Source organism: Paramaledivibacter caminithermalis DSM 15212, assembly GCF_900142245.1.
In the GTDB taxonomy this organism is placed as follows: Bacteria; Bacillota; Clostridia; order Peptostreptococcales; family Caminicellaceae; genus Paramaledivibacter; species Paramaledivibacter caminithermalis.
Genome location: NZ_FRAG01000020.1, coordinates 1 through 20,749 on the forward strand (window position 1 = coordinate 1; position 20,749 = coordinate 20,749).

18 protein-coding genes are annotated in these 20,749 nt (G+C 28.7%); 3 read left to right on the plus strand and 15 right to left on the minus strand.

From position 1 onward, the window contains the following. Positions 1 to 446 precede the first annotated feature (446 nt). The 6 genes from BUB36_RS09250 to BUB36_RS09275 form a co-directional block, all read right to left on the minus strand. On the minus strand, positions 447 to 1,151 hold the full coding sequence (locus BUB36_RS09250; protein ID WP_073149266.1) for an ABC transporter ATP-binding protein: 705 nt from the start codon (positions 1,149 to 1,151) through the stop codon (positions 447 to 449). Further along, on the minus strand, positions 1,151 to 1,912 hold the full coding sequence (locus tag BUB36_RS09255; RefSeq protein WP_242655748.1) for an ABC transporter ATP-binding protein: 762 nt from the start codon (positions 1,910 to 1,912) through the stop codon (positions 1,151 to 1,153). Before BUB36_RS09255 ends, BUB36_RS09250 begins: the two co-directional genes overlap by 1 nt. A 217-nt stretch (positions 1,913 to 2,129) precedes the next feature. Continuing rightward, positions 2,130 to 3,185, minus strand: a complete 1,056-nt coding sequence (locus tag BUB36_RS19250; protein ID WP_073149268.1) for a branched-chain amino acid ABC transporter permease — start codon at positions 3,183 to 3,185, stop codon at positions 2,130 to 2,132. 3 nt (positions 3,186 to 3,188) lie between these two features. Next, positions 3,189 to 4,082 carry a branched-chain amino acid ABC transporter permease gene (locus BUB36_RS19255; protein ID WP_073149270.1) on the minus strand — a complete coding sequence of 298 codons (894 nt, stop codon included), beginning with the start codon at positions 4,080 to 4,082 and terminating at the stop codon, positions 3,189 to 3,191. Between the two features lie 142 nt (positions 4,083 to 4,224). After that, complete coding sequence (locus tag BUB36_RS09270; RefSeq protein WP_073149272.1) at positions 4,225 to 5,412, minus strand: ABC transporter substrate-binding protein; 1,188 nt, start codon at positions 5,410 to 5,412, stop codon at positions 4,225 to 4,227. Between the two features lie 213 nt (positions 5,413 to 5,625). After that, positions 5,626 to 5,868 carry a hypothetical protein gene (locus tag BUB36_RS09275; protein WP_073149274.1) on the minus strand — a complete coding sequence of 81 codons (243 nt, stop codon included), beginning with the start codon at positions 5,866 to 5,868 and terminating at the stop codon, positions 5,626 to 5,628. Positions 5,869 to 5,978: 110 nt separating this feature from the next. On the opposite strand from BUB36_RS09275, the gene trpS reads away from it, so the two are divergent. Continuing rightward, positions 5,979 to 6,962, plus strand: coding sequence for a tryptophan--tRNA ligase (gene trpS / locus BUB36_RS09280; RefSeq protein ID WP_073149276.1), 984 nt, complete (start codon positions 5,979 to 5,981; stop codon positions 6,960 to 6,962). Positions 6,963 to 7,030: 68 nt separating this feature from the next. Here trpS and BUB36_RS09285 read toward each other — a convergent pair whose 3' ends face one another. The 3 genes from BUB36_RS09285 to BUB36_RS09295 form a co-directional block, all read right to left on the minus strand. Continuing rightward, entirely contained in the window at positions 7,031 to 7,828 is a 798-nt protein-coding gene (locus BUB36_RS09285) for a SigB/SigF/SigG family RNA polymerase sigma factor (protein ID WP_073149278.1), read from the minus strand. A gap of 14 nt (positions 7,829 to 7,842) precedes the next feature. Then, on the minus strand, positions 7,843 to 8,298 hold the full coding sequence (locus BUB36_RS09290; protein ID WP_073149280.1) for an ATP-binding protein: 456 nt from the start codon (positions 8,296 to 8,298) through the stop codon (positions 7,843 to 7,845). Positions 8,299 to 8,419: 121 nt separating this feature from the next. Beyond that, positions 8,420 to 8,734: an STAS domain-containing protein gene (locus BUB36_RS09295; protein WP_073149282.1), complete on the minus strand. Its 315-nt coding sequence runs from the start codon at positions 8,732 to 8,734 to the stop codon at positions 8,420 to 8,422. Positions 8,735 to 9,127: 393 nt separating this feature from the next. On the opposite strand from BUB36_RS09295, the gene BUB36_RS09300 reads away from it, so the two are divergent. Continuing rightward, entirely contained in the window at positions 9,128 to 10,786 is a 1,659-nt protein-coding gene (locus BUB36_RS09300; protein ID WP_073149284.1) for a hypothetical protein, read from the plus strand. A 54-nt stretch (positions 10,787 to 10,840) separates the two neighbouring features. On the opposite strand, the gene gyrA is transcribed toward BUB36_RS09300, so the two are convergent. The 6 genes from gyrA to dnaA form a co-directional block, all read right to left on the minus strand. After that, on the minus strand, positions 10,841 to 13,273 hold the full coding sequence (gyrA, locus tag BUB36_RS09305; RefSeq protein WP_073149286.1) for a DNA gyrase subunit A: 2,433 nt from the start codon (positions 13,271 to 13,273) through the stop codon (positions 10,841 to 10,843). A 14-nt stretch (positions 13,274 to 13,287) separates the two neighbouring features. Then, positions 13,288 to 15,201 carry a DNA topoisomerase (ATP-hydrolyzing) subunit B gene (gene gyrB, locus BUB36_RS09310; RefSeq protein ID WP_073149288.1) on the minus strand — a complete coding sequence of 638 codons (1,914 nt, stop codon included), beginning with the start codon at positions 15,199 to 15,201 and terminating at the stop codon, positions 13,288 to 13,290. A 140-nt stretch (positions 15,202 to 15,341) separates the two neighbouring features. Further along, positions 15,342 to 16,463: a DNA replication/repair protein RecF gene (gene recF, locus BUB36_RS09315; protein WP_073149290.1), complete on the minus strand. Its 1,122-nt coding sequence runs from the start codon at positions 16,461 to 16,463 to the stop codon at positions 15,342 to 15,344. A 23-nt stretch (positions 16,464 to 16,486) separates the two neighbouring features. Beyond that, positions 16,487 to 16,705, minus strand: coding sequence for an RNA-binding S4 domain-containing protein (locus BUB36_RS09320; protein ID WP_073149292.1), 219 nt, complete (start codon positions 16,703 to 16,705; stop codon positions 16,487 to 16,489). A gap of 196 nt (positions 16,706 to 16,901) precedes the next feature. Continuing rightward, entirely contained in the window at positions 16,902 to 18,008 is a 1,107-nt protein-coding gene (gene dnaN / locus BUB36_RS09325) for a DNA polymerase III subunit beta (RefSeq protein ID WP_073149294.1), read from the minus strand. 270 nt (positions 18,009 to 18,278) lie between these two features. Beyond that, entirely contained in the window at positions 18,279 to 19,613 is a 1,335-nt protein-coding gene (gene dnaA, locus BUB36_RS09330; protein ID WP_073149296.1) for a chromosomal replication initiator protein DnaA, read from the minus strand. A 965-nt stretch (positions 19,614 to 20,578) separates the two neighbouring features. On the opposite strand from dnaA, the gene rpmH reads away from it, so the two are divergent. Beyond that, positions 20,579 to 20,713, plus strand: coding sequence for a 50S ribosomal protein L34 (gene rpmH, locus BUB36_RS09335; protein WP_073149298.1), 135 nt, complete (start codon positions 20,579 to 20,581; stop codon positions 20,711 to 20,713). Positions 20,714 to 20,749: the final 36 nt, after the last annotated feature.

The following is a 20,749-nucleotide window of genomic DNA, read 5'->3' on the forward strand; positions in this document are numbered from 1 at the left end:
AATCTGGAAGAAAGACTACTTTTAGAATGAGTAGTAGTTATCCTTATAAAGACAAATTTCAAATAATTATGAAAAACATTGATAATATTACTTTTGCATAATTTATAAAATCAAATTTGAAAACCTTAAAGCAATAACCAAGGGATTAGTTTGCTCTTTTTTAGGTTACAACATAAGATTTTGAGTTGGTATCTTATTAAAATTATAATCTTTGGTTCTATTGTTAATGAAACCAGAACTTCAGATATAAGATTTTACCTTTTAACATTAATTTTCATCATAATTCATTGAGTTATGAATAATTCAGGTAAATTTTAATATATTTTTTTGTTTGTATAATTTTCTCTTATTTGAACTTTACCATCATAATGACTATAATTTGAAAACCCATGAAACTTTTTACGTCTCATGGGTTGAATCATTCCATTCATTCCTTTAAGCTAACCTTACTCTCCAAGATACGCTTTTTGAACCTCATCATTATTAAGAAGTTCCATACCTTTACCTTCAAGGACTATAGAACCAGTTTCAAGTACATATCCATAATGAGCTACCTCTAAAGCTGCCTTTGCATTTTGTTCTATTAATAATATAGTAACTCCTTCTTTATGAATTTCACTTATTATTTCAAATATTTCCTTTACAATTAATGGTGCTAATCCTAATGATGGTTCATCCATCATTAATAGCTTAGGCTTTGTCATAAGTGCTCTTCCTACTGCAAGCATTTGCTGTTCTCCTCCAGACATTGTTCCTGCCTTTTGCCATATTCTCTCCTTTAATCTTGGAAAAAGTTCATAAACCCACTTCATGTCTTTTTTAACTGCATTTTTATCCTTCCTAATGTAAGCACCTAGAATTAGGTTTTCTTCAACGGTAAGATTTGGAAAAACTCTTCTTCCTTCTGGCACCATGACTAGTCCATCAGAAACAATATCCTTCGTTTTTCTATTTGTAATATCCTTATCATTATATATTATTTTTCCACTAGAGCTTTTTACTAACCCTATTGTACTTCTAAGGGTTGTACTTTTTCCTGCTCCATTAGCACCTATCAAAGTAACTATTTTATTTTCAGGTACGTCTATATTTATTCCCTTTAAAGCATGGATTCCACCATAGTGTACATTTAAGTCTCTAATTTTTAACATTATTCCACCCCTAAATAAGCTTCTATAACCTTAGGATTATTTTGTATCTCAACAGGTGTTCCTTCTGCTATCATTATGCCATAATCAAGTACATAAATTCTTTCACATACTCCCATAACAACTTGCATATGATGTTCGATCATTAATATTGTAAGATTAAACTTATCTCTAATTTTTCTGATAAACTCCATAAGTTCCATAGATTCCTGAGGATTCATACCTGCTGCAGGTTCATCTAATATGAGGAGTTTAGGGTCTGTTGCAAGAGCCCTAGCTATTTCTAATCTTCTTTGCTTTCCGTATGGTAATGAGGAGGATTTTTCATGCATAACTTCCTCAAGCCCTACGTCCTTTAATAGTGAAATAGATTTCTCCTTAATTTTCTTTTCTTTTTTTCTATAGTCTGGAGTTTTTATTACTGCAGAAAATAAATTTGAATCTAATCTCATATGATTTGCAATCAAAACATTATCCAGCACCGAAAGCTCCTTAAATAATCTTATATTTTGAAAGGTTCTGGCAATACCTAGCTTAGTTATTTCATGGGTTTTTATCCCTGTTATATCTTTATCCTCAAAAAATATTCTCCCTTCTGTTGGAACATAAACCCCTGTTATCATATTAAAGCATGTGGTCTTTCCTGCACCATTAGGTCCTATTAATCCTATAATTTCATTTTTATCTATCTTCATATCTAATTTGGAAACAGCTGTAATTCCACCAAATCGCATGGTTATTTTATCTGTCTTTAGAATAGTCACATTTTCACTTCCTTTGATTAAGGTTATTCATTATTTATGACTTTTATTTTTATAATTGGGATATATAGATTTCCCATAGTAAAACTTAATTTATATATACATCAAAATTCACATAGTTTTTTTATTTGTATAAATTAATTACTGGAATATCTATATAAAATAAACTAATAAACCTAAATTTTAAGGTTTTTGAAGGAATAAAAATATAGCAAATCTATTATATTTTTTGTATTTTCTTTTTTCTATTTATTATCCAGTCCCAGTTAAATTCATTTGTACCCATAAGACCTCTTTGATAAAAAAGTATAACTATCATAAGTAATGCTGAAAATACAACCATACGCATTCCTGGTATACCCTTTACAATATATCCGCCTATTTGCATATCTGCATCTAGTATTCTTAGTGCTTCCATAGATATAGTAACAACTATGGCGGAAATTACACTACCTGTAATACTTCCTATACCGCCAAGCACAACTATAAGAACTATATTAAAGGTTAATAAAAACCTAAACATAAGCGGATCTATAGTACCCATTAAATGTCCTAGTAATGCTCCTCCAATGCCTGCAAAAAATGAACCTATAACAAAGGCAATCATCTTATGTTTAAAAAGATTTATTCCCATAGCTTCAGCAGCTATTTCATCCTCTCTTATAGCCTTAAATGCCTTACCATAACTACTATTTATAAGAAGAACCATAAATATAATAGTAAACAGTGCAATTCCCCATGTCCATATTACTATCTCCCAAGATTGTCCTGTTATTCCTATTGTAGGTAAACCCTTGATACCTAGTGGCCCATTTGTAATTCTTTGAGTGTTTGTAAACACAACCCTTATTATCTCACTAAACCCTAATGTAGCAATGGCTAAATAGTCATCCCTGAGTCTAAGTACAGGAGCTCCTATTAAAGCTCCTGCTATTGCAGCCATAATACCACCTATTATTAATGCCGTTGGAAATGGAAGCTGTACATTTTTCAGCCATGGAACTATGGGTTCTAAGAAAAAATTCATTTCCTTTGTTTCAGGAGACATAGTAAGAAGTGCACATGTATAAGCTCCTACTGCCATAAATCCTGCATGCCCTAAAGAAAATAATCCAACAAATCCATTTATAAGATTAAGACTTAGAGCTAATATTACATAAATACCACATAAATTAAAAATTCTCATCTTATATGATCCAAGAGTTATATTCAGTACAAGTAAAAGTAATATAAATCCTATAATCGAAATTAGGGTTAAAATATTATTTTTTTTCATATTCTACACCTTCTCCACTGTATTTTGTCCCATTAAACCAGAAGGTTTAACTAGTAGTATTATTATTAAAAGGACAAATGCAAAGGCATCTCTATATCCTGATAATGCAGGTGAGAGTGCAACTATCATTATTTCACCTAATCCTAATATAAATCCTCCTATAACAGCTCCTCGGATATTACCTATTCCTCCAACTACGGCAGCTATAAAGCATTTAAGTCCTGGCATAAGTCCCATAAGAGGTATTAACTGCGGATACTTCAATCCCCACATTATACCACCAATTGCTGCAAGGGCTGATCCTGTTCCAAATGTAAAGGCTATTATAGAGTTTACATCTATTCCCATAAGCCTAGCTGCTTCATAATCCTTTGAAACCGCTCTCATTGCCATTCCTACCTTTGTATGATTAACTATATAATTTAATAAACATAGTGCTATTGCAGTTATAACAGGAATTATTAACGAAACACTTACAATAGAAACCCCACCAATATTTAATATCTTTGAAAAAATAGGTTCTATTGGAAAGGCTTTTGGACGACCTCCAAATATTACTATAGCTAGATTCTCAATAAGAAAGGATGCACCTATTGCAGATATCATTACCGATATTCTTGGAGAATTTCTAAGGGGTCTGTAGGCACATTTTTCTAAAATAATACCGAATATACAGGTTAGAATAATTGCTATTAGAAATGATGCCCACCATGGAAGCATAAATGATGTCATAGCATAAAAGGCTATATAAGTTCCTAACATAAAAACATCGCCATGGGCAAAATTTATTAGTCTTAAAATTCCATATACCATCGTATAGCCTATGGCTAAAAGTGCATATAAACTGCCAAGAGAAATCCCATTGACTAAATGCTGTAACATAATACTAAAGCTCATATTATTTCCCCCATATCATATTTATACTACAATATTTATTATTTTTGTTTAAATATTCCATTATTAATTAACAACAATGTAGACTCCCCTATGGGAAGTCTACATATTTATTTTTAAAACTAAAATCTATATTTCATAATATTTATTTTTTCACTGGTTCCACAGTTGTAAGATAAGTAAATTTTCCATCCTTAACTGTCTTGATTACTGCCGATTTAATAGCATCACCATTTTCATCAAGAGTAACTACACCAGCTGCTCCTGGAAAATCCTTAGTTTTAGCAAGAGCATCTCTTATAGCTGTAGGATCAGTACTATTAGCCTTCTTGATTGCATCAATAGCTAATAAATATGCATCAAATGCTAAGGCAGTAACTGCTGCAGGCTCTTTATTATACTTTTGCTTATAAGCATCTAAAAATTTTGTAGTATTATCAGTAAGCTTAGCATTAGCATCAAAGAATGTTGAGAATACAACTCCTTCTGCTGCTTCTCCAGCAATTTCTATGAATTCTGGAGTTTCCCATGTATCTCCACCAAGTATTGGAAGATCAAGTCCTAGCTCTTTTGCTTGCTTTGTAACAAGTGCTGATTCAGTAAAGTTACCTGGTGCAAATATAGCCTCTGCTCCTGATTCCTTAATACTTGTTAGCTGAGCAGTAAAGTCTTGGTCTCCTGTATTATAGAAAGCCTTATATACTACTGAATTTTCATCACCTGTTAATTCTTTAAATGTATCTTCAAAGAATTTAGCTAACCCAACTGCGTAATCATTTGTTTTTTCAATAATGAAAGCCACTTTTTTTGCTCCAACTTCATTATACGCATAGTTTGCCATAACATTTCCTTGAAATGGGTCTATAAAGCATACTCTAAAGTAATAATCATTTCCTTTTGTAACCAATGGATTTGTACATGAAGTTCCAATTGCAGCTACTTTTCTATCTGATTTCTTAATAACTTCACCAGCTGAAATTGAAAAACCACTTCCCCAACTACCTATTATAAGGGATACTTTTTCTTGATCTATTAGCTTTGTTGCAGCATTGGCAGCTTCAACCTTATCAGATTTATTATCTACAAAAACCAACTTAACTTTTTTCCCTAAAACCTCAGGATATAATTCATTTGCTAATTCAAGACCTTCTTTCTCTAAAGCCCCACCTGCTGCATTTGCACCTGTTAGAGGTTCAAATACACCAATCTTAATAACATCCTCCTGTTGTGATGCATTAGCTTCGTCTGTAGGCGCATCCGCTTTTTGAACACAGCCAGCCGTAAATACTATAACAAGCATTACTACAACTAAAAAAAGTGATAATTTTCTCATTTTACTAATTCCCCCTCATTAAATTTAAAAATAATTTTTAAAAACAAATACAAACTCCCTTTAAAACGTCCTTGAAAAAATTAAAGCTTTAAATATGTTTTTATACTTTAAAGCTTTAGTTATATAAATATTTTAATTTTATGTAACAATTTTGTCAACAGGAATGTATTTATTTCATATACAAATGTTTTTATTAATAAAACATCTCTATTTTCATTTAGATATTATCATTTCATATAGAATAGGCTTTTTTAAAATTTTTTCTATAGTTTTCATACCATATACAGGTATATTTTCATCATTAATGCAATCAACTACAATTTTGAATTTTCTGTATTTAATAATTATCATATTAAACTCATATTCTACAAACAATAATACTTGTATATTATTGATATTTAATATATTATAAACATTAATATATAGGAATTTAAGTAAAGACTTTAATTTATACATGTCAAAAACACCAAGAAACGTTGCGTATTTATATCTGTATAAATTAAGTTTTTCTATGTAAATCCTATATTATTATTAAATAACTTATATTTTTTGATGGAGGTATAACAATGAAAAGAGTTTTTTCTGGTGTTCAACCAACATCTCAAATCCATATAGGAAATTATATAGGTGCTATCAAAAGGTTTGTTGAGTTGCAAAATGATATGGATTGTTTCTTTTGTATAGTAGATTTACATTCAATTACTATTCCTAAAAATCCTAAAGAATTATATGAGAACTCATTACAGCTTGCAGCACTTTATATGGCCGTTGGTTTAGACCCAACTAAAGTTACTTTATTTCTTCAATCCCATGTTCCTGCTCATTCTGAACTTGCGTGGCTTTTACAATGTAATACATATATTGGGGAATTAAATAGAATGACTCAGTTTAAGGAAAAAAGCCAAGGTAAGGAAATTGTTACTACTGGTTTATATACTTATCCTGTACTTATGGCAGCTGATATATTACTTTATGATACAAATTATGTACCAGTTGGCAATGATCAAAAACAACATCTCGAATTATGCCGAGATATTGCCATAAGATTTAATAAAAAATATGGAGATACTTTTGTAATACCAGAACCTTTAATTGCTAAATTTGGAGCAAGGATAATGTCCCTTGATGATGCTAAAAAAAAGATGAGTAAAAGTAATGAAAATAAACATAGCAAGATAAACCTTCTTGACTCCCCTTCTAAAATCAAAAAAAGCATTATGAAGGCAGTTACAGATAGTGAAAGCGAAGTAAGATATGATGAAGAAAATAAACCTGGAGTTAGTAATCTAATGACTATTTATAATATCCTTGGTGGATTATCTTTAGAAGATATTGAAAATAAATATAAAGGAATGGGTTATGGTGCCTTTAAAAAGGATTTAGTAGAAGTTGTTGTATCTGCTTTAGAACCTATTCAAATAAGATATGAAGAAATCTTAAAATCTGGTGAAGTAGAAAAAGTTCTTAAAGAAGGAGCTGAAAGAGCACAGGAAGTATCTAATAAGGTTCTAGATAGAGTAAAGAGAAAAATGGGCTTTATAATGTTTTAAAAATAATATATTAAAATTGGGATAAAAAATGAAAAAATCTTCCATTTAATTAATCAATGGAAGATTTTTTATAATTCATTTAATTTTTTTAATTCACTTCTAAATTTATTAATAATTCTTTTTTCCATTCTTGAAACTGTCATTTGAGAAACTCCTAAATCTGCTGCCACCTCAACTTGAGTCTTATCATTTAAAAATCTACTGTGAACTATCTTAATTTCGACCTCATTAAGTTTTTTCATGCAATTTTGTAAAAAGTCTCTATTTTCAACAGAAAGAAAGTTTTTATCATCTTCACCTATAATATCTTTAAGCTGAACTTCTTTATCGTCGCTACTATTCTCATAACTTACATCAAGGGATTTAGGTGTATATACATAACCAGCTTCCATAGCTTCTAAAACTTCTTCTTCTGTGACTTTTAAATAATCAGCTATATCCTTTACCTTAGGTACCCTTTGTAAACTTTGTTGAAGTTTTAATTTAACATCATTAACCTTTTTTGATAACTCTTGAATTCTTCTTGGAACCCTTATAGCCCATCCCTTATCTCTAAAATATTTTTTTATTTCTCCTATTATGGTTGGTGTTGCAAAGCTTGAAAACTCAAAACCCCTATCTATATCAAATCTCTCTATAGCATAAATCAATCCTAGGGACGCAACTTGATAAATATCTTCATAATCAATTCCTTTATTCACATATTTTTTTGATAGAATCTCTGGAATATATAGGTATCTATTAGCAAGTTCATTTCTAATTTTTATATCTTTTGTATCTCTATATATACTAAATAGTTCTTTATTATCTAATTCATCTAAAGCTTTTACATTATATTCTTTGGCATTATTTATAGCACTTGCCATATATTATCATCCCCTTAATTATATGCTTTATCTTTTTCATTTAAGAATTTTATCATCCTTATAAAAGTTCCTTTTCCTGGGGAAGATTTAACTTCGACATTATCCATTAAAGATTTAATTATAAATATTCCAAGTCCACTTTCCTTTGGGTTACAAATATCTGGATGGGGATATTTATCTACATTAAAGCCCTTACCTTCATCTTCTATTTCTATAATAAATTTTTCTTCACTTATAATGAATTCTACTTTAAAAATATTACTATCGCATCCATGTAAAACAGCATTATTACAAGCCTCTCCTACTGCAACCTTTATATCCTCTATGTCTTCAATATTAAAACCTATTTTATTTGCTATAACTGATGAAGTCATTCTTACAATACTTACATACTCTGGTTTACTAGGTAACGACATGCATATATTTTCTTTTTTTGAATCTTCGCTCTTATTTGCACATTTAGTAGTCATAGAAATATTTCACCTTCCTAACTATAGATATGAATCTCTAATACTTGATATCATATTTAAAGAAAACCTTAATATTTTCTTTAAGTTTAAAATTAATTACAGGGATAGAACTATTTAAACATTACTTAATGATGAAAATTTTATCTAAACCAGTAATTTTAAAAAGCTTAGATATATTTGGCTTTGGATTAATAATAATGATATCCTTATCAATACTTTTTAATCTTTTTAGTATACCTATTAAAACCCCTAGTCCAGTACTATCTATATAATCTAATTCTTTACAATCTAATTTTATATCAATTTCTTTTTCCTCTAACAATTTTATTAATATCTCTTTTAAACTATTTGCAGTAGAGATATCTATTTCACCTATCAACTTAACTTCCCACAGATTTTTTTCACTATCAAAAGCCTTATTAATATTTAATGACACAAAAAAACCTCCTCATAACACTATTTTAAATTTACCCAATCTATTTCTTTATAAACATTTCCTTTGCTTTTCTTTAAATAATAATAACATAAAATCATATTTTATCAAAATATTTAACTTTAATGATATGGTTATTTAAATAGCTATTTCCATATTAGGTTTATTATAAAAATTTAATTATTTTCATATCTTTTTTACCATTATTTACTGTATAATTTAATTATATTAATTTTCTGAATTATTTTTTATATAGGATTTACATAGTAAAATTTAATTTATACATGTACAAATACGCAGGATTTCTGAGCGTTTTTATGATAAATTAAAGTCTTTAATTAAATTCCTATAGTAACGATTATTTAATAAAGCAACTTTTTTAAAAGGAGGATATATATGTATAAATTTTATAAAAATTGGAAATTGGTATTTTTGTTTACACTCTTAATTCTTTTTTTATTGTACTTCGGAGTAGTTTGCAAAGCTGAATTAGAATTGCCTTCAAATGAATGGAGTAGAGCTTTATCAATATCTAAATTTAAAGTTGAAAAAATACATGATCTTATGTCTAATAATATATTTCCAATACCAATTCCATATAATAATTCTTTCATTACTTTATGGTATGAGGATAATACAATTAAATATTCTATAACTGATATTAACGGAACAGTTGCTTTAAAGAATAAATTAAGCTTATCTGTAAAGCCTGTGAAAAAAATTAGAGGTTTACTTAATGATGATATTATTTCCTTATACATCCTAGAAGATAAAAAATTGAAAAAATATGATTTTAACTTTAAGACTAAACAAATTATATCAAGTAGAACTATTGCACATACTATTAAAGACTTCATTGTACATGAGGATTTACTCATTTATTCTGATTATAATTCTTTAAACTTAATGGATAAAACAAATTATGTAAAGCGTATAAATGATATGGATGTTGATAGGTTCGAAGCAATAAAAGATACAAATGCTCCTTTGTATCATATAGCTTTATATGAGAAAACTAAAACTGGTGAGAATTTCCTTAATTATATAACCTATGATTTAAATAGTAAAAATTTAAGCAAATATAAACTAACATCTATTGCAAGCTCCGTTAAACAATCTTTAGAACGTGTTGATATTGGCATTGTTAATGATGAAATTAATATATTAGCATCTGTAATAGATAATAGATTTGGAAATAGTTCTTTATACAACTTTAAATTTAAGAAAAATAATATTTCAAGTTTGTCTAAAAATATATTAAATATAAAAGCATCAAATCCATTTCCTAAAATATTAAAATCTAAAAAAGATGAACTCACTTTTTTAGCATCGGTAAATATAACTAAGGGTAAGGATACTGAAACTGTTAACATCATTAAATATACTATAAATCAAAATAATAATATTAAAAGCAAAAAATTATTAACTAAAACAAACTCAATATCATTAAATCCTTATTATTTTAATTTACATGACAATGACTATTTAGTATGGACAGATATTAACGGAAAGAATAAGAATATTTTTTTGTCTAGTAACAATAATAATATAATTGCAGCAACAAAAAAAATAAAAATCAGTGAAATATTTGATATTTTCATGTCTACTACTACCAGTTTAATACCTAGTATTTTTATGTCTTTAATATCCATCATGAATATTTTTGTGCCAATTATATTGTTTATTTTCTTAGTTTCAGTTATAAAAATTCAATTGATTGAAAGTTATTCTACTAATATGTTTATTATCATTTTTATTCTGCATTCAATTTTAAAGATAATTTATTCCAATAAATTATTTTTAAATAACCATGATCTTCATATATTCTTACCTATATTCCTAAAAAACCCTTTGTTTTTATATTCTTTATTAATCCTATTGACTTTAATTTCTTTATATTGTCTTAAAATATTCTTGGAAAATAGTAATTATAAAAGACATCTAGTCAAAACATATTGCTTTTTTGCTTTTATAGATCTTTCTATATATACCTTTTTAACCATTCCTTATATATATTCATATCTACTCTTTACATATAAAATAAGTATAAACTAATATCAAAAAATACAAGTGAGGTATACAGGAGTATACCTCACTTTTTCTTTAATCTCATTCTTCTATATCATCAGATACCTTTGCTATAGAAGCTAAACTATCATTTTCCTTAATCCGCATTAATCTAACTCCCCTAGTATTTCTACCAAATCTTGATATACCTTTAACTTCTAATCTTATTACTATGCCTGAAGTATTTATAAGCATCACTTCGTCATTATCGCTAACTACTTTAGCACCTACCAATTTTCCTGTTTTTTCACTTATATTGTAGGTTTTTATACCTTTTCCACCCCTTGATTGAATTCTATATTCTTCTAAAGAGGTTCTCTTTCCATAGCCATTTTCACTAACTACTAATAAATCAGTACCTTCTTCTATTAACCCCATATCTACAACATAATCATTTTTATCAAGGTTTATGGCTTTAACCCCCATTGCACTTCTTCCCATATTTCTGACATCATTTTCATTAAATCTAATTGACATACCCTCTACTGTTACTAGAATTAATTCTCTTTTCCCATCGGTTAATTTAACACTTATAAGCTCATCTTCATCCTTTAAACTTATAGCAATTAATCCTGTTTTTCTTAATGTATCAAACTGTGATAATTCACTTTTCTTTATCATTCCTTTTTTAGTAGCCATAACTAAATAACCATCTTCTGTAAATTCTTTAATAGGAATTACAGCTGTAATTTTTTCATTAGGTTCTAGATACAATATGTTAACTATATTAGTACCCTTTGCCTGTCTTTTTGCCTCAGGTATTTCGTAGGCTTTTATTTTATGAACCTTTCCGTGATTGGTAAAAAATAATATATAGTTATGGGTAGATGTAGTAAATATAGTTTCAACAAAGTCTTCTTCTCTTGTAGAAAGTCCCGATATCCCTTTGCCACCCCTTTTTTGGCTTGTATAGGTTGTAGCAGGAACTCTCTTAATATACCCCATGTGAGTTAAAGTTATAAATACTTCTTCTTCATCTATTAAATCTTCTATATCAATTTCATCTTCCTTAGCAGATATTTTGGTTCTTCTTTTATCATTATATTTTTCTTTTATTTCTATTAATTCTTCTTTTATTATATTCATTAAAAGTCTTTCATTGGCAAGTATTTCCCTAAGTCTAGTTATTGTTTTAATTAATTCTTCATATTCTTCCTCTATTTTTTCCCTTTCAAGACCCGTTAGCTTTTGAAGTCTCATGTCCAATATGGCCTGAGCTTGTATATCCGTAAGGTTAAAGTTCTTCATTAACCCTTCCTTAGCTTCTGCTACATTTTTAGAACTTCTTATTAAGTTTATAATAGCATCTATATTATCTAGTGCTATTTTTAATCCTTCTAAGATATGGGCTCTAGCTTCAGCCTTATTTAAATCAAATTGTGTTCTTCTAGTTACTACTTCTTTTTGATGATCTAAATAGTACCTTAACATTTCATAAAGGTTTAAAACCTTAGGTTGTCCATCTACAAGGGCAATCATGATAATACTAAAGGTAGTTTGCATCTGAGAATGCTTATATAATTTATTTAATACTACATTGGCATTAGTATCCTTTTTAAGTTCTATAACTATTCTAATACCATTTCTATCACTTTCATCTCTAATATCAGTTATTCCTTCTATTTTTTTATTTCTAACAAGATTAGCAATTCCTTCAATCATTTTTGCTTTATTTACTTGATAAGGGATTTCTTTAACTATAATGGCACTTTTTCCTTTGCCTATATCCTCGATTTCAACATTTGACCTTACGGTTACTCTACCCTTGCCTTTTCTATAGGCCTCCTTTATAGCCTCCTTACCCATTATAATAGCACCAGTAGGAAAATCAGGACCTTTTATAGTTTTAATTATATCTTCAATATCAGTATCAGGGTCATCAATCATTTTAACAGCCCCATCTATAATTTCTCCTAAGTTATGTGGTGGTATAGATGTTGCCATACCTACTGCTATACCACTTGAACCATTAACAAGAAGATTAGGATACCTACTAGGAAGTACTGTAGGCTCCTTCAAGGTTTCATCAAAGTTAGGTATATAATCTACAGTCTCTTTATCTATATCTCTAAGCATCTCTACAGAAAGCTTAGTAAGCTTTGCTTCTGTATACCTCATTGCAGCAGCTCCATCACCATCAATAGAACCGAAGTTACCATGTCCATTTACAAGCATATATCTCGTGGAAAAATCTTGAGCAAGTCTTACCATAGCATCATATACTGCAGTATCTCCATGGGGATGATACTTACCTAAAACATCCCCAACAATACGTGCTGACTTTCTATGGGGTTTATCTGGAGATAATCCTAATTCATTCATTGCATATAGAATTCTTCGATGAACAGGTTTAAGTCCATCCCTTACATCAGGAAGGGCTCTTCCTACTATTACACTCATAGCATAATCTATATAGGATTTTTTCATTTCATCAGCTATATCTATATGAATAATATTTTGTTTATTTTCTTCCACTTTCAACCCTCCCTTTATATATCTAAATTACTTACATATTTTGCATTTGCTTCTATAAATTCTCTACGTGGTGCAACCTTATCTCCCATTAATGTTGTAAATATTTCATCAGCTAAAATTGCATCATCTATATTTACTCTGATTATGGTCCTCTTTTCAGGATCCATAGTTGTTTCCCAAAGCTGTTCAGGATTCATCTCTCCAAGTCCCTTATATCTTTGAAGTGATATTCCTTTTCTTCCTATTTTATTTAATAGTTCATTTAATTCCTTATCTGAATAAACATAATATTCAGCTTTTCCTTTTTTTATCTTATAAAGAGGCGGCTGTGCTATATATACATAACCTTCCTCTATAAGTGGTCTCATATATCTAAAAAAGAAGGTTAAAAGTAAAGTTCTGATATGAGCACCATCAACATCTGCATCGGTCATTATAACTACTTTATGATATCTTAATTTACTTATATCAAATTCATCGCCTATACCACATCCAAAGGCCGTTATCATAGCCCTTATTTCATTGTAATTTAATATTTTAGCTAGATTTGCCTTTTCAACATTCATTATCTTACCTCTTAACGGTAATATAGCTTGAATATTCCTGTTCCTTCCTTGCTTTGCAGAACCTCCTGCAGAATCACCCTCTACAAGAAATACTTCACATTTAGCTGGATCCCTTTCTGAACAATCTGCTAGTTTACCTGGAAGTGTTAAATTATCTAAAGCACCTTTTCTCCTTGTAAGCTCTCTAGCTTTTCTAGCCGCTTCTCTAGCCTTGGCTGACCTAATACATTTATCAATAATGATCTTTGCATCTGAAGGATTTTCTTCTAAAAAGGCCCCAATAGTCTCTGAAGATATTGCTTCAGCAATACCCCTTATTTCACTGTTTCCAAGCTTTGTTTTAGTCTGTCCTTCAAATTGAGGCTCTGATAGCTTAACAGAAATTACTGCTGTTATCCCTTCCCTTATATCTTCACCCTGAAGATTACTATCCTTTTCTTTTAAATGACCATTTTTTCTTGCATAATCATTAACAACCCTTGTAAGGGCACTTTTAAAACCACTTAGGTGAGTACCACCCTCATGAGTATTGATGTTGTTTGCAAAGGTAAATATATTTTCTGAGTATCCATTTGTGTATTGAAGGGCTATTTCTACTACAGCCCCATCCTTGTGTCCTTCGTTATACAAAATATTTTTATGGATAGAATCTCTATTTTTATTTAAATGTTTTACAAACTCCTTAATTCCACCTTCATAACAAAACTGTGATATTTTTTCTTTCTCTGGTCTTTTATCTTCTAAAATTATTCTTATTCCTTTATTTAGAAAAGCAAGTTCTCTAAGCCTATGCTCTAGTGTTTTAAATTCAAATACTGTACTCTCAAATATTTCTTTATCAGGCTTAAATATACTCTTTGTTCCTGTTTCATCTGATTCACCTATAACCTCAAGCTTAGTTACAGTTTTACCTCTTTCATATCTTTGTTTATATATTTTTCCATCTCTCTTGACTTCTACTTCAAACCACTCAGATAAAGCATTTACAACGGATGCTCCAACACCATGAAGTCCACCAGAAACCTTATAGCCTCCGCCTCCAAACTTTCCACCAGCATGGAGTACTGTATGAATAACTTCTACTGCTGGTTTATTCATTTTAGGATGAAGATCAACTGGCATTCCTCTACCATCATCGGATACACTAATCGAATTATCTTCGTTTATAATAACTTTAATATTCTTGCAATAACCTGCCAAAGCTTCATCTATACTATTATCAACTATTTCTTCTACTAAATGATGTAGTCCCTTTGGTCCAGTACTGCCTATATACATTCCAGGCCTTTTCCTTACAGGTTCTAACCCTTCGAGGACCTGAATTTGTTCGGCTGTATATTGCCCATTAATTTTTTCAGCCATTTGTTTCCCTCCTGACTATATGTAGGATTTACATAGTAAAACTTAATTCATACATATACAGATACCTAGTGTTTCTAGGCGTTCTGGACGTGTATAAATCAAAGTCTTTACTTAAAATCCCTATAAAGTTAAAAATTTCTTTATTTTTCACGATATTTAATAACATTACCTTTAGATATCTTAAAAATACTTCCTTCCTTAACAAGAGGAGCCATCAGCTCAGGTATTTCTGTAATGGTTATAAAAGTTTGAACATTTTTTAAACTCTTTATTAAGAATTTTTGCCTATTTATATCTAATTCAGACATTACATCATCAAGTAAAAGAATAGGATATTCTCCAATTTCACCTTTGATTATCTCTATTTCAGATAATTTAAGGGATAATGCAGCTGTTCTTTGCTGACCTTGTGACCCAAATATTCTTATATCAGCATCATCAATATAGATACCCAAATCATCTTTATGGGGACCTATAGTTGTAAAACCTCTTTTTATATCATTCTCAATTTTTGCTTGTAACTTTGTCTTAAAGCTTTCATAAATTTCATCATATGTGGCTTTATTATTTACTTTTATATTACTTAAATATTTTACTTCTAAATTTTCTCTGCCCTCTGTAATTTTTCTATGCATCAATCTACTTAGCACATTGAGTCTATTTATAAACTCTATTCGCTTTAAAATAACCTCACAGCCATACTCTATTAGTTTCTCATTCCAAATATCAATAGTATTTAATAGCTTTCTATTATATGATATATTCTTTAAAAGATTATTCCTTTGGAATAAAACTTTATTATATGACATTATATTATAGTAATATTTCTTATTTATATGAGAAATCTCTCTATCTATAAATCTTCTTCTTTCAGATGGACCTCCCTTTATAAGCCTCAAATCCTCTGGTGAAAAAATTACTAAACTTATATTTCCAAGTAATTCTGACAGCTTAGTTAAGCTTATTCCATTAGTTTTTATTTCTTTATTTTTATTATTCCATAATCTTAACTCTATTGAAAACTCACTATATCTCTTTTTACCTTGGATTTTGACATAGGCCATATCATTGCTTGTCTTTATAAGCTCTTTATCCTTATTGGTTCTAAAGGATTTTCCAAAGCCAGTTAGATATATGGATTCAATTATATTTGTTTTTCCTTGAGCATTATTGCCAATGAATATATTTAATTTATCATTAAGCATTATATCTAAGCTACTATAGTTTCTAAAGTTAATTAACTTCAATTTGTTAATAAACACTTGTTGCACCCCAGTTTTAAGACTCAATTATTTTCATTCTTTATTTTAATTTTAATACCATTCACTTCAACAATATCTCTATTTCTTATTTTCTTTCCTCTCTGGGTCACTATTTCTCCGTTAACCTTAACCAATCCTTGTTTTATTAGTATTTTTGCTTCCCCACCCGTTCCTGCTATATTTGCATATTTCAGTAGTTGGTCCATTCTTATATATTCAGTTTCAATAAAAATTTCCTTCAAATCTTTACCTCCTCAATATATATTTCCAATTATTTAAAAGACCTTCTCTTATTTAGATTGTTACCATTTCACCAATATTTATTTTACATCAAATAATAGTTTTTGTAATTAAATATATCACACTATTTATAATTTTGAACTAACAAAATTCAAGTCCTCCTTTATTAAGAGGACTTTTAGTATATTTTGTACTTTCTTATTGCTTTGATAGTCTAACTGGTAAAACTAAATAGATATAATTTTCATTATCTGTAGGTTTTATAACACATGGACTTACGCTTGTAGTAAATTCTAAGAATATCTCTTCACTATCTATGACCTTTAAAGCATCTAATAAATATTTTGAGTTAAAACCTATATCCAAGTCTTCGCCTTCTAATTCAATATTAACTTCTTCATTTACACTTCCTATGTCTACATTGGAACTAACATTCATAATATCATCCTTAATAGAAAATTTTATAGCATTATTTTTTCCTTCTTTAGCAAGTAATGAAGCTCTTTCTATACTATCTAATAGTTCTTTAGTTTTTACCTTAACCTTTGATTTATACTCTTTAGGTATAATTTGATTATAATTTATGAATTCTCCTTCAAGCAATCTAGAAATAATTCTTGTTTTATCAATTGTAAATAATATATGTTTATCTGTAAAGGATATGAAAATATTACCTTCTGTTTCATTACCTAAAATTCTATTTACTTCATTTAAGGTTTTACTTGGAACAACTGCTTTATTACCAATATCAATATTTAAATACGCCTTTCTTAGGGCTAATCTATAGCCATCTATTGCAACCATTAATATATTCCTATTTTTTATTTCTATTAATGAACCTGTTAATATAGGTCTTGTTTCATCTTGAGATGTAGCGAATATTGTTTGTCTAATCATATTTTTAAATAAATCTTGGCTTATTATATAGGTATTTTCTTCTTTTACATATGGTAATTCAGGAAATTCAACAGCTGATTGTCCGACAAGTTTAAAATCTGAATTTTCACATCTGATGAAAACATTATTTTGATCATCAACTTCGATTTCTATGTCAGCATCAGGTAGTTTTCTTATAATATCTCCAAATATCTTTGATGATATTACTATAGAACCTTCTTGTACTATCTTTGTTTCAATATAATTTTCTATGCCTATATCTAAATCATTACCAACAAGTTTAAGCTTATTGTTTTTTGCTTCTAACAAAATTCCCTTCAGTATAGGTAAAGTTGTTTTTGTAGATACAGCTTTTTGTACTATATTTACTGCTGTAGATAATTGTTTTTGAGAACATATTATTTTCATTGTGGAAAACCTCCTTTGTCGAGGAAATATATAAATATTATTAAAGAAGTTAGTAATAGTAGTAGGAGCTGTTAGTTTGTGGAAAAGCCCTTTTAATTAAGATATTTTAATTTATAGAGCTGTTTAAAGAATGTTGATAAAAAAGGTATTAAAATAAAAATATCCACAGAAAAACTTATATCACATTTTATTTAATTTATCAACAAGTTATACAGCTGTTTTGAACAAAAATCTGTTGATTAAATTTTAGAAAAAGAAATGCTTTCTAAATTATTCACCTTGAATTTCCTTTATAATATTATCTATTGTATTTTTAAAATCATTATTTGAATTTATGTCTTTACTTATCTTATCGTAGGCATGAATTACAGTGGTATGATCACGACCGCCAAATTCTTCGCCTATTTTGGGTAGAGATAAATCTGTAAGTTCTCTACATAAATACATAGCTATTTGTCGTGGATAAGTTATAGCCCTTGTCCTTCTTTTAGAGTTTAAATCTTCAACTTTTATGTTATAATGTTTGGCAATAATATCTTTAATATATGATACGTTGATCTGTTTAGGTTTTGAGGATGAAAAAATATCTTTAAGAGCCTCATTTGCTAAGTCAATTGAAACTTCTCTATTAGTTAAGGAAGAATAAGCAGATATTCTTATAAGTGCACCTTCTAGCTCTCTAATATTTGATTTAATCTTTTTAGCTATAAAATGAAGAACTTCATTATCTATGTTTATATTTTCTAATTCTGCTTTTTTACTAAGAATAGCTATTCTTGTCTCAAAATCAGGTGGCTGAATGTCTGTGATTAGACCCCATTCAAATCTAGATCTAAGCCTATCCTCTAGTGTTGGTATTTCCTTTGGAGGCCTATCGCTAGATATAATTAATTGTTTATTAGCTTCATATAGGGCATTAAATGTATGGAAAAATTCCTCCTGAGTTCTTTCTTTACCAGCAATAAATTGAATATCGTCTATTAAAAGAACGTCCATAGTTCTGTATTTGTTCCTAAATTCTTCATTTTTGTCGTCTTTTATAGAATTAATCAACTCATTAGTAAATTTTTCTGATGTAACATAAACTACCTTTGTATTTGGGTTTTGACTCAATATATAATGACCTATTGCGTGCATTAAATGGGTTTTTCCTAGACCAACTCCTCCATATATAAATAACGGATTATATGCTTTAGCGGGAGTTTCAGCTACAGCTAAAGAAGCAGCATGGGCAAACCTATTACTATTTCCAATTACGAAAGTATCAAAAACATATTTAGGATTAAGGTTGGGTGCTTCAAAAAAATTATTTTCCTTTGTATCATTGTTTTGAGTTAAGTTATTAAAGTAGTCACTGCCAGGGATTACAAACTCTATTGTAAAGTCTTGAGAAGTTGCTTGCTTAATTGCGTTAGCTATAAGGGTCATGTATCTGGTTTCTAATATTCCTTTATTAAAATCATTGGGAACTCCTAATATAATGATTTTTCCCTTAATGCCGATAGGTTCTAAAGACCTTAACCATGTATTATAGCTAACCTCAGAAAGCTCAGTTTTAATTATTTTTAAAGTTGCATCCCAGATTTCATGAACATCGAAACTCATGTAAAAATCCTCCTAATTTATTGGAATTAAGCTTTAAGAAAAGTTTATTCAAAGCTTTTCAAGGTTGCCTTGTTAAAAAAAGTGATGAAAATATTGTTTGTTTTTGATTACGCAAATTTCTTAATTGCTTGTAAAATTTAAGTGAGTTAAAAATAAATCCACAAATAATCCACAAAAAATGTTGATAATATAGATATTAATATAAAAATTTTTAATAAATGAACAATTAACATTTATATTAATTATTTTGTGGAAAAAAAATTTTAGAAAATAAAATACTCATATAACTAACAATATAAACAAATTTAAAATTAAGAATTTAACAAGATAAATTAATTAATTTAGAAGGTTTATGTTGATAAAGTTAATGTTATGCACAAGGTTATCCACAAAATGTGAATAAGTCACAATCTTTTATTTGATTATCCACTTATCAACAGTTTATACCTAATAATATCAAATATATAAATTTTGTTCAATGGGAATGATAAAATTATCCACAATAAAAATTTTTTGTTGATTTTTTTTCCACATTAAAGGAATATTTTATAGAATATTTGAATGTTTTTATTAGTAGGTAATAAATATTAAGAATTATAGAATTTTATGATTTAGATGTTAAAATTGGGGAAAAATCATAATATTAGCTTAGTATTCAAAAATATACAAAATTAAAGTTTAGAGTTTAGTGTATGTATAGGATTTATATAGTAAAATTTGATTTGTACATGTACAAATATGTAGAACTTTTTGGCATTTTTAGAATGTATAACATTTATAAATTAAAGTCTTTACTTAAATTCCGATAAGCTCTTTTTATTCATTTATCTGTTTAAATTTAATAAACTCCTTGACATGAACTACTTATAACGATATAATTATTTAGCGGACTTTTAAATTATGAGTATAACTCTTTTATATAAATGTATACGCAGCTTACGTAGCTTTCGAAGGAGGTGTTGAAATTGAAAATGACTTATCAACCTAAAAAGAGGCAAAGAAAAAAGGAACATGGTTTTAGAAAAAGAATGAAAACTAAGTCTGGTAGAAATGTATTAAAAAGACGAAGAAGAAAAGGTAGAAAAAGACTGACTGCTTAAGGCCGCTGATAGTGGTCTTTTTCTGTAATTAAGGAG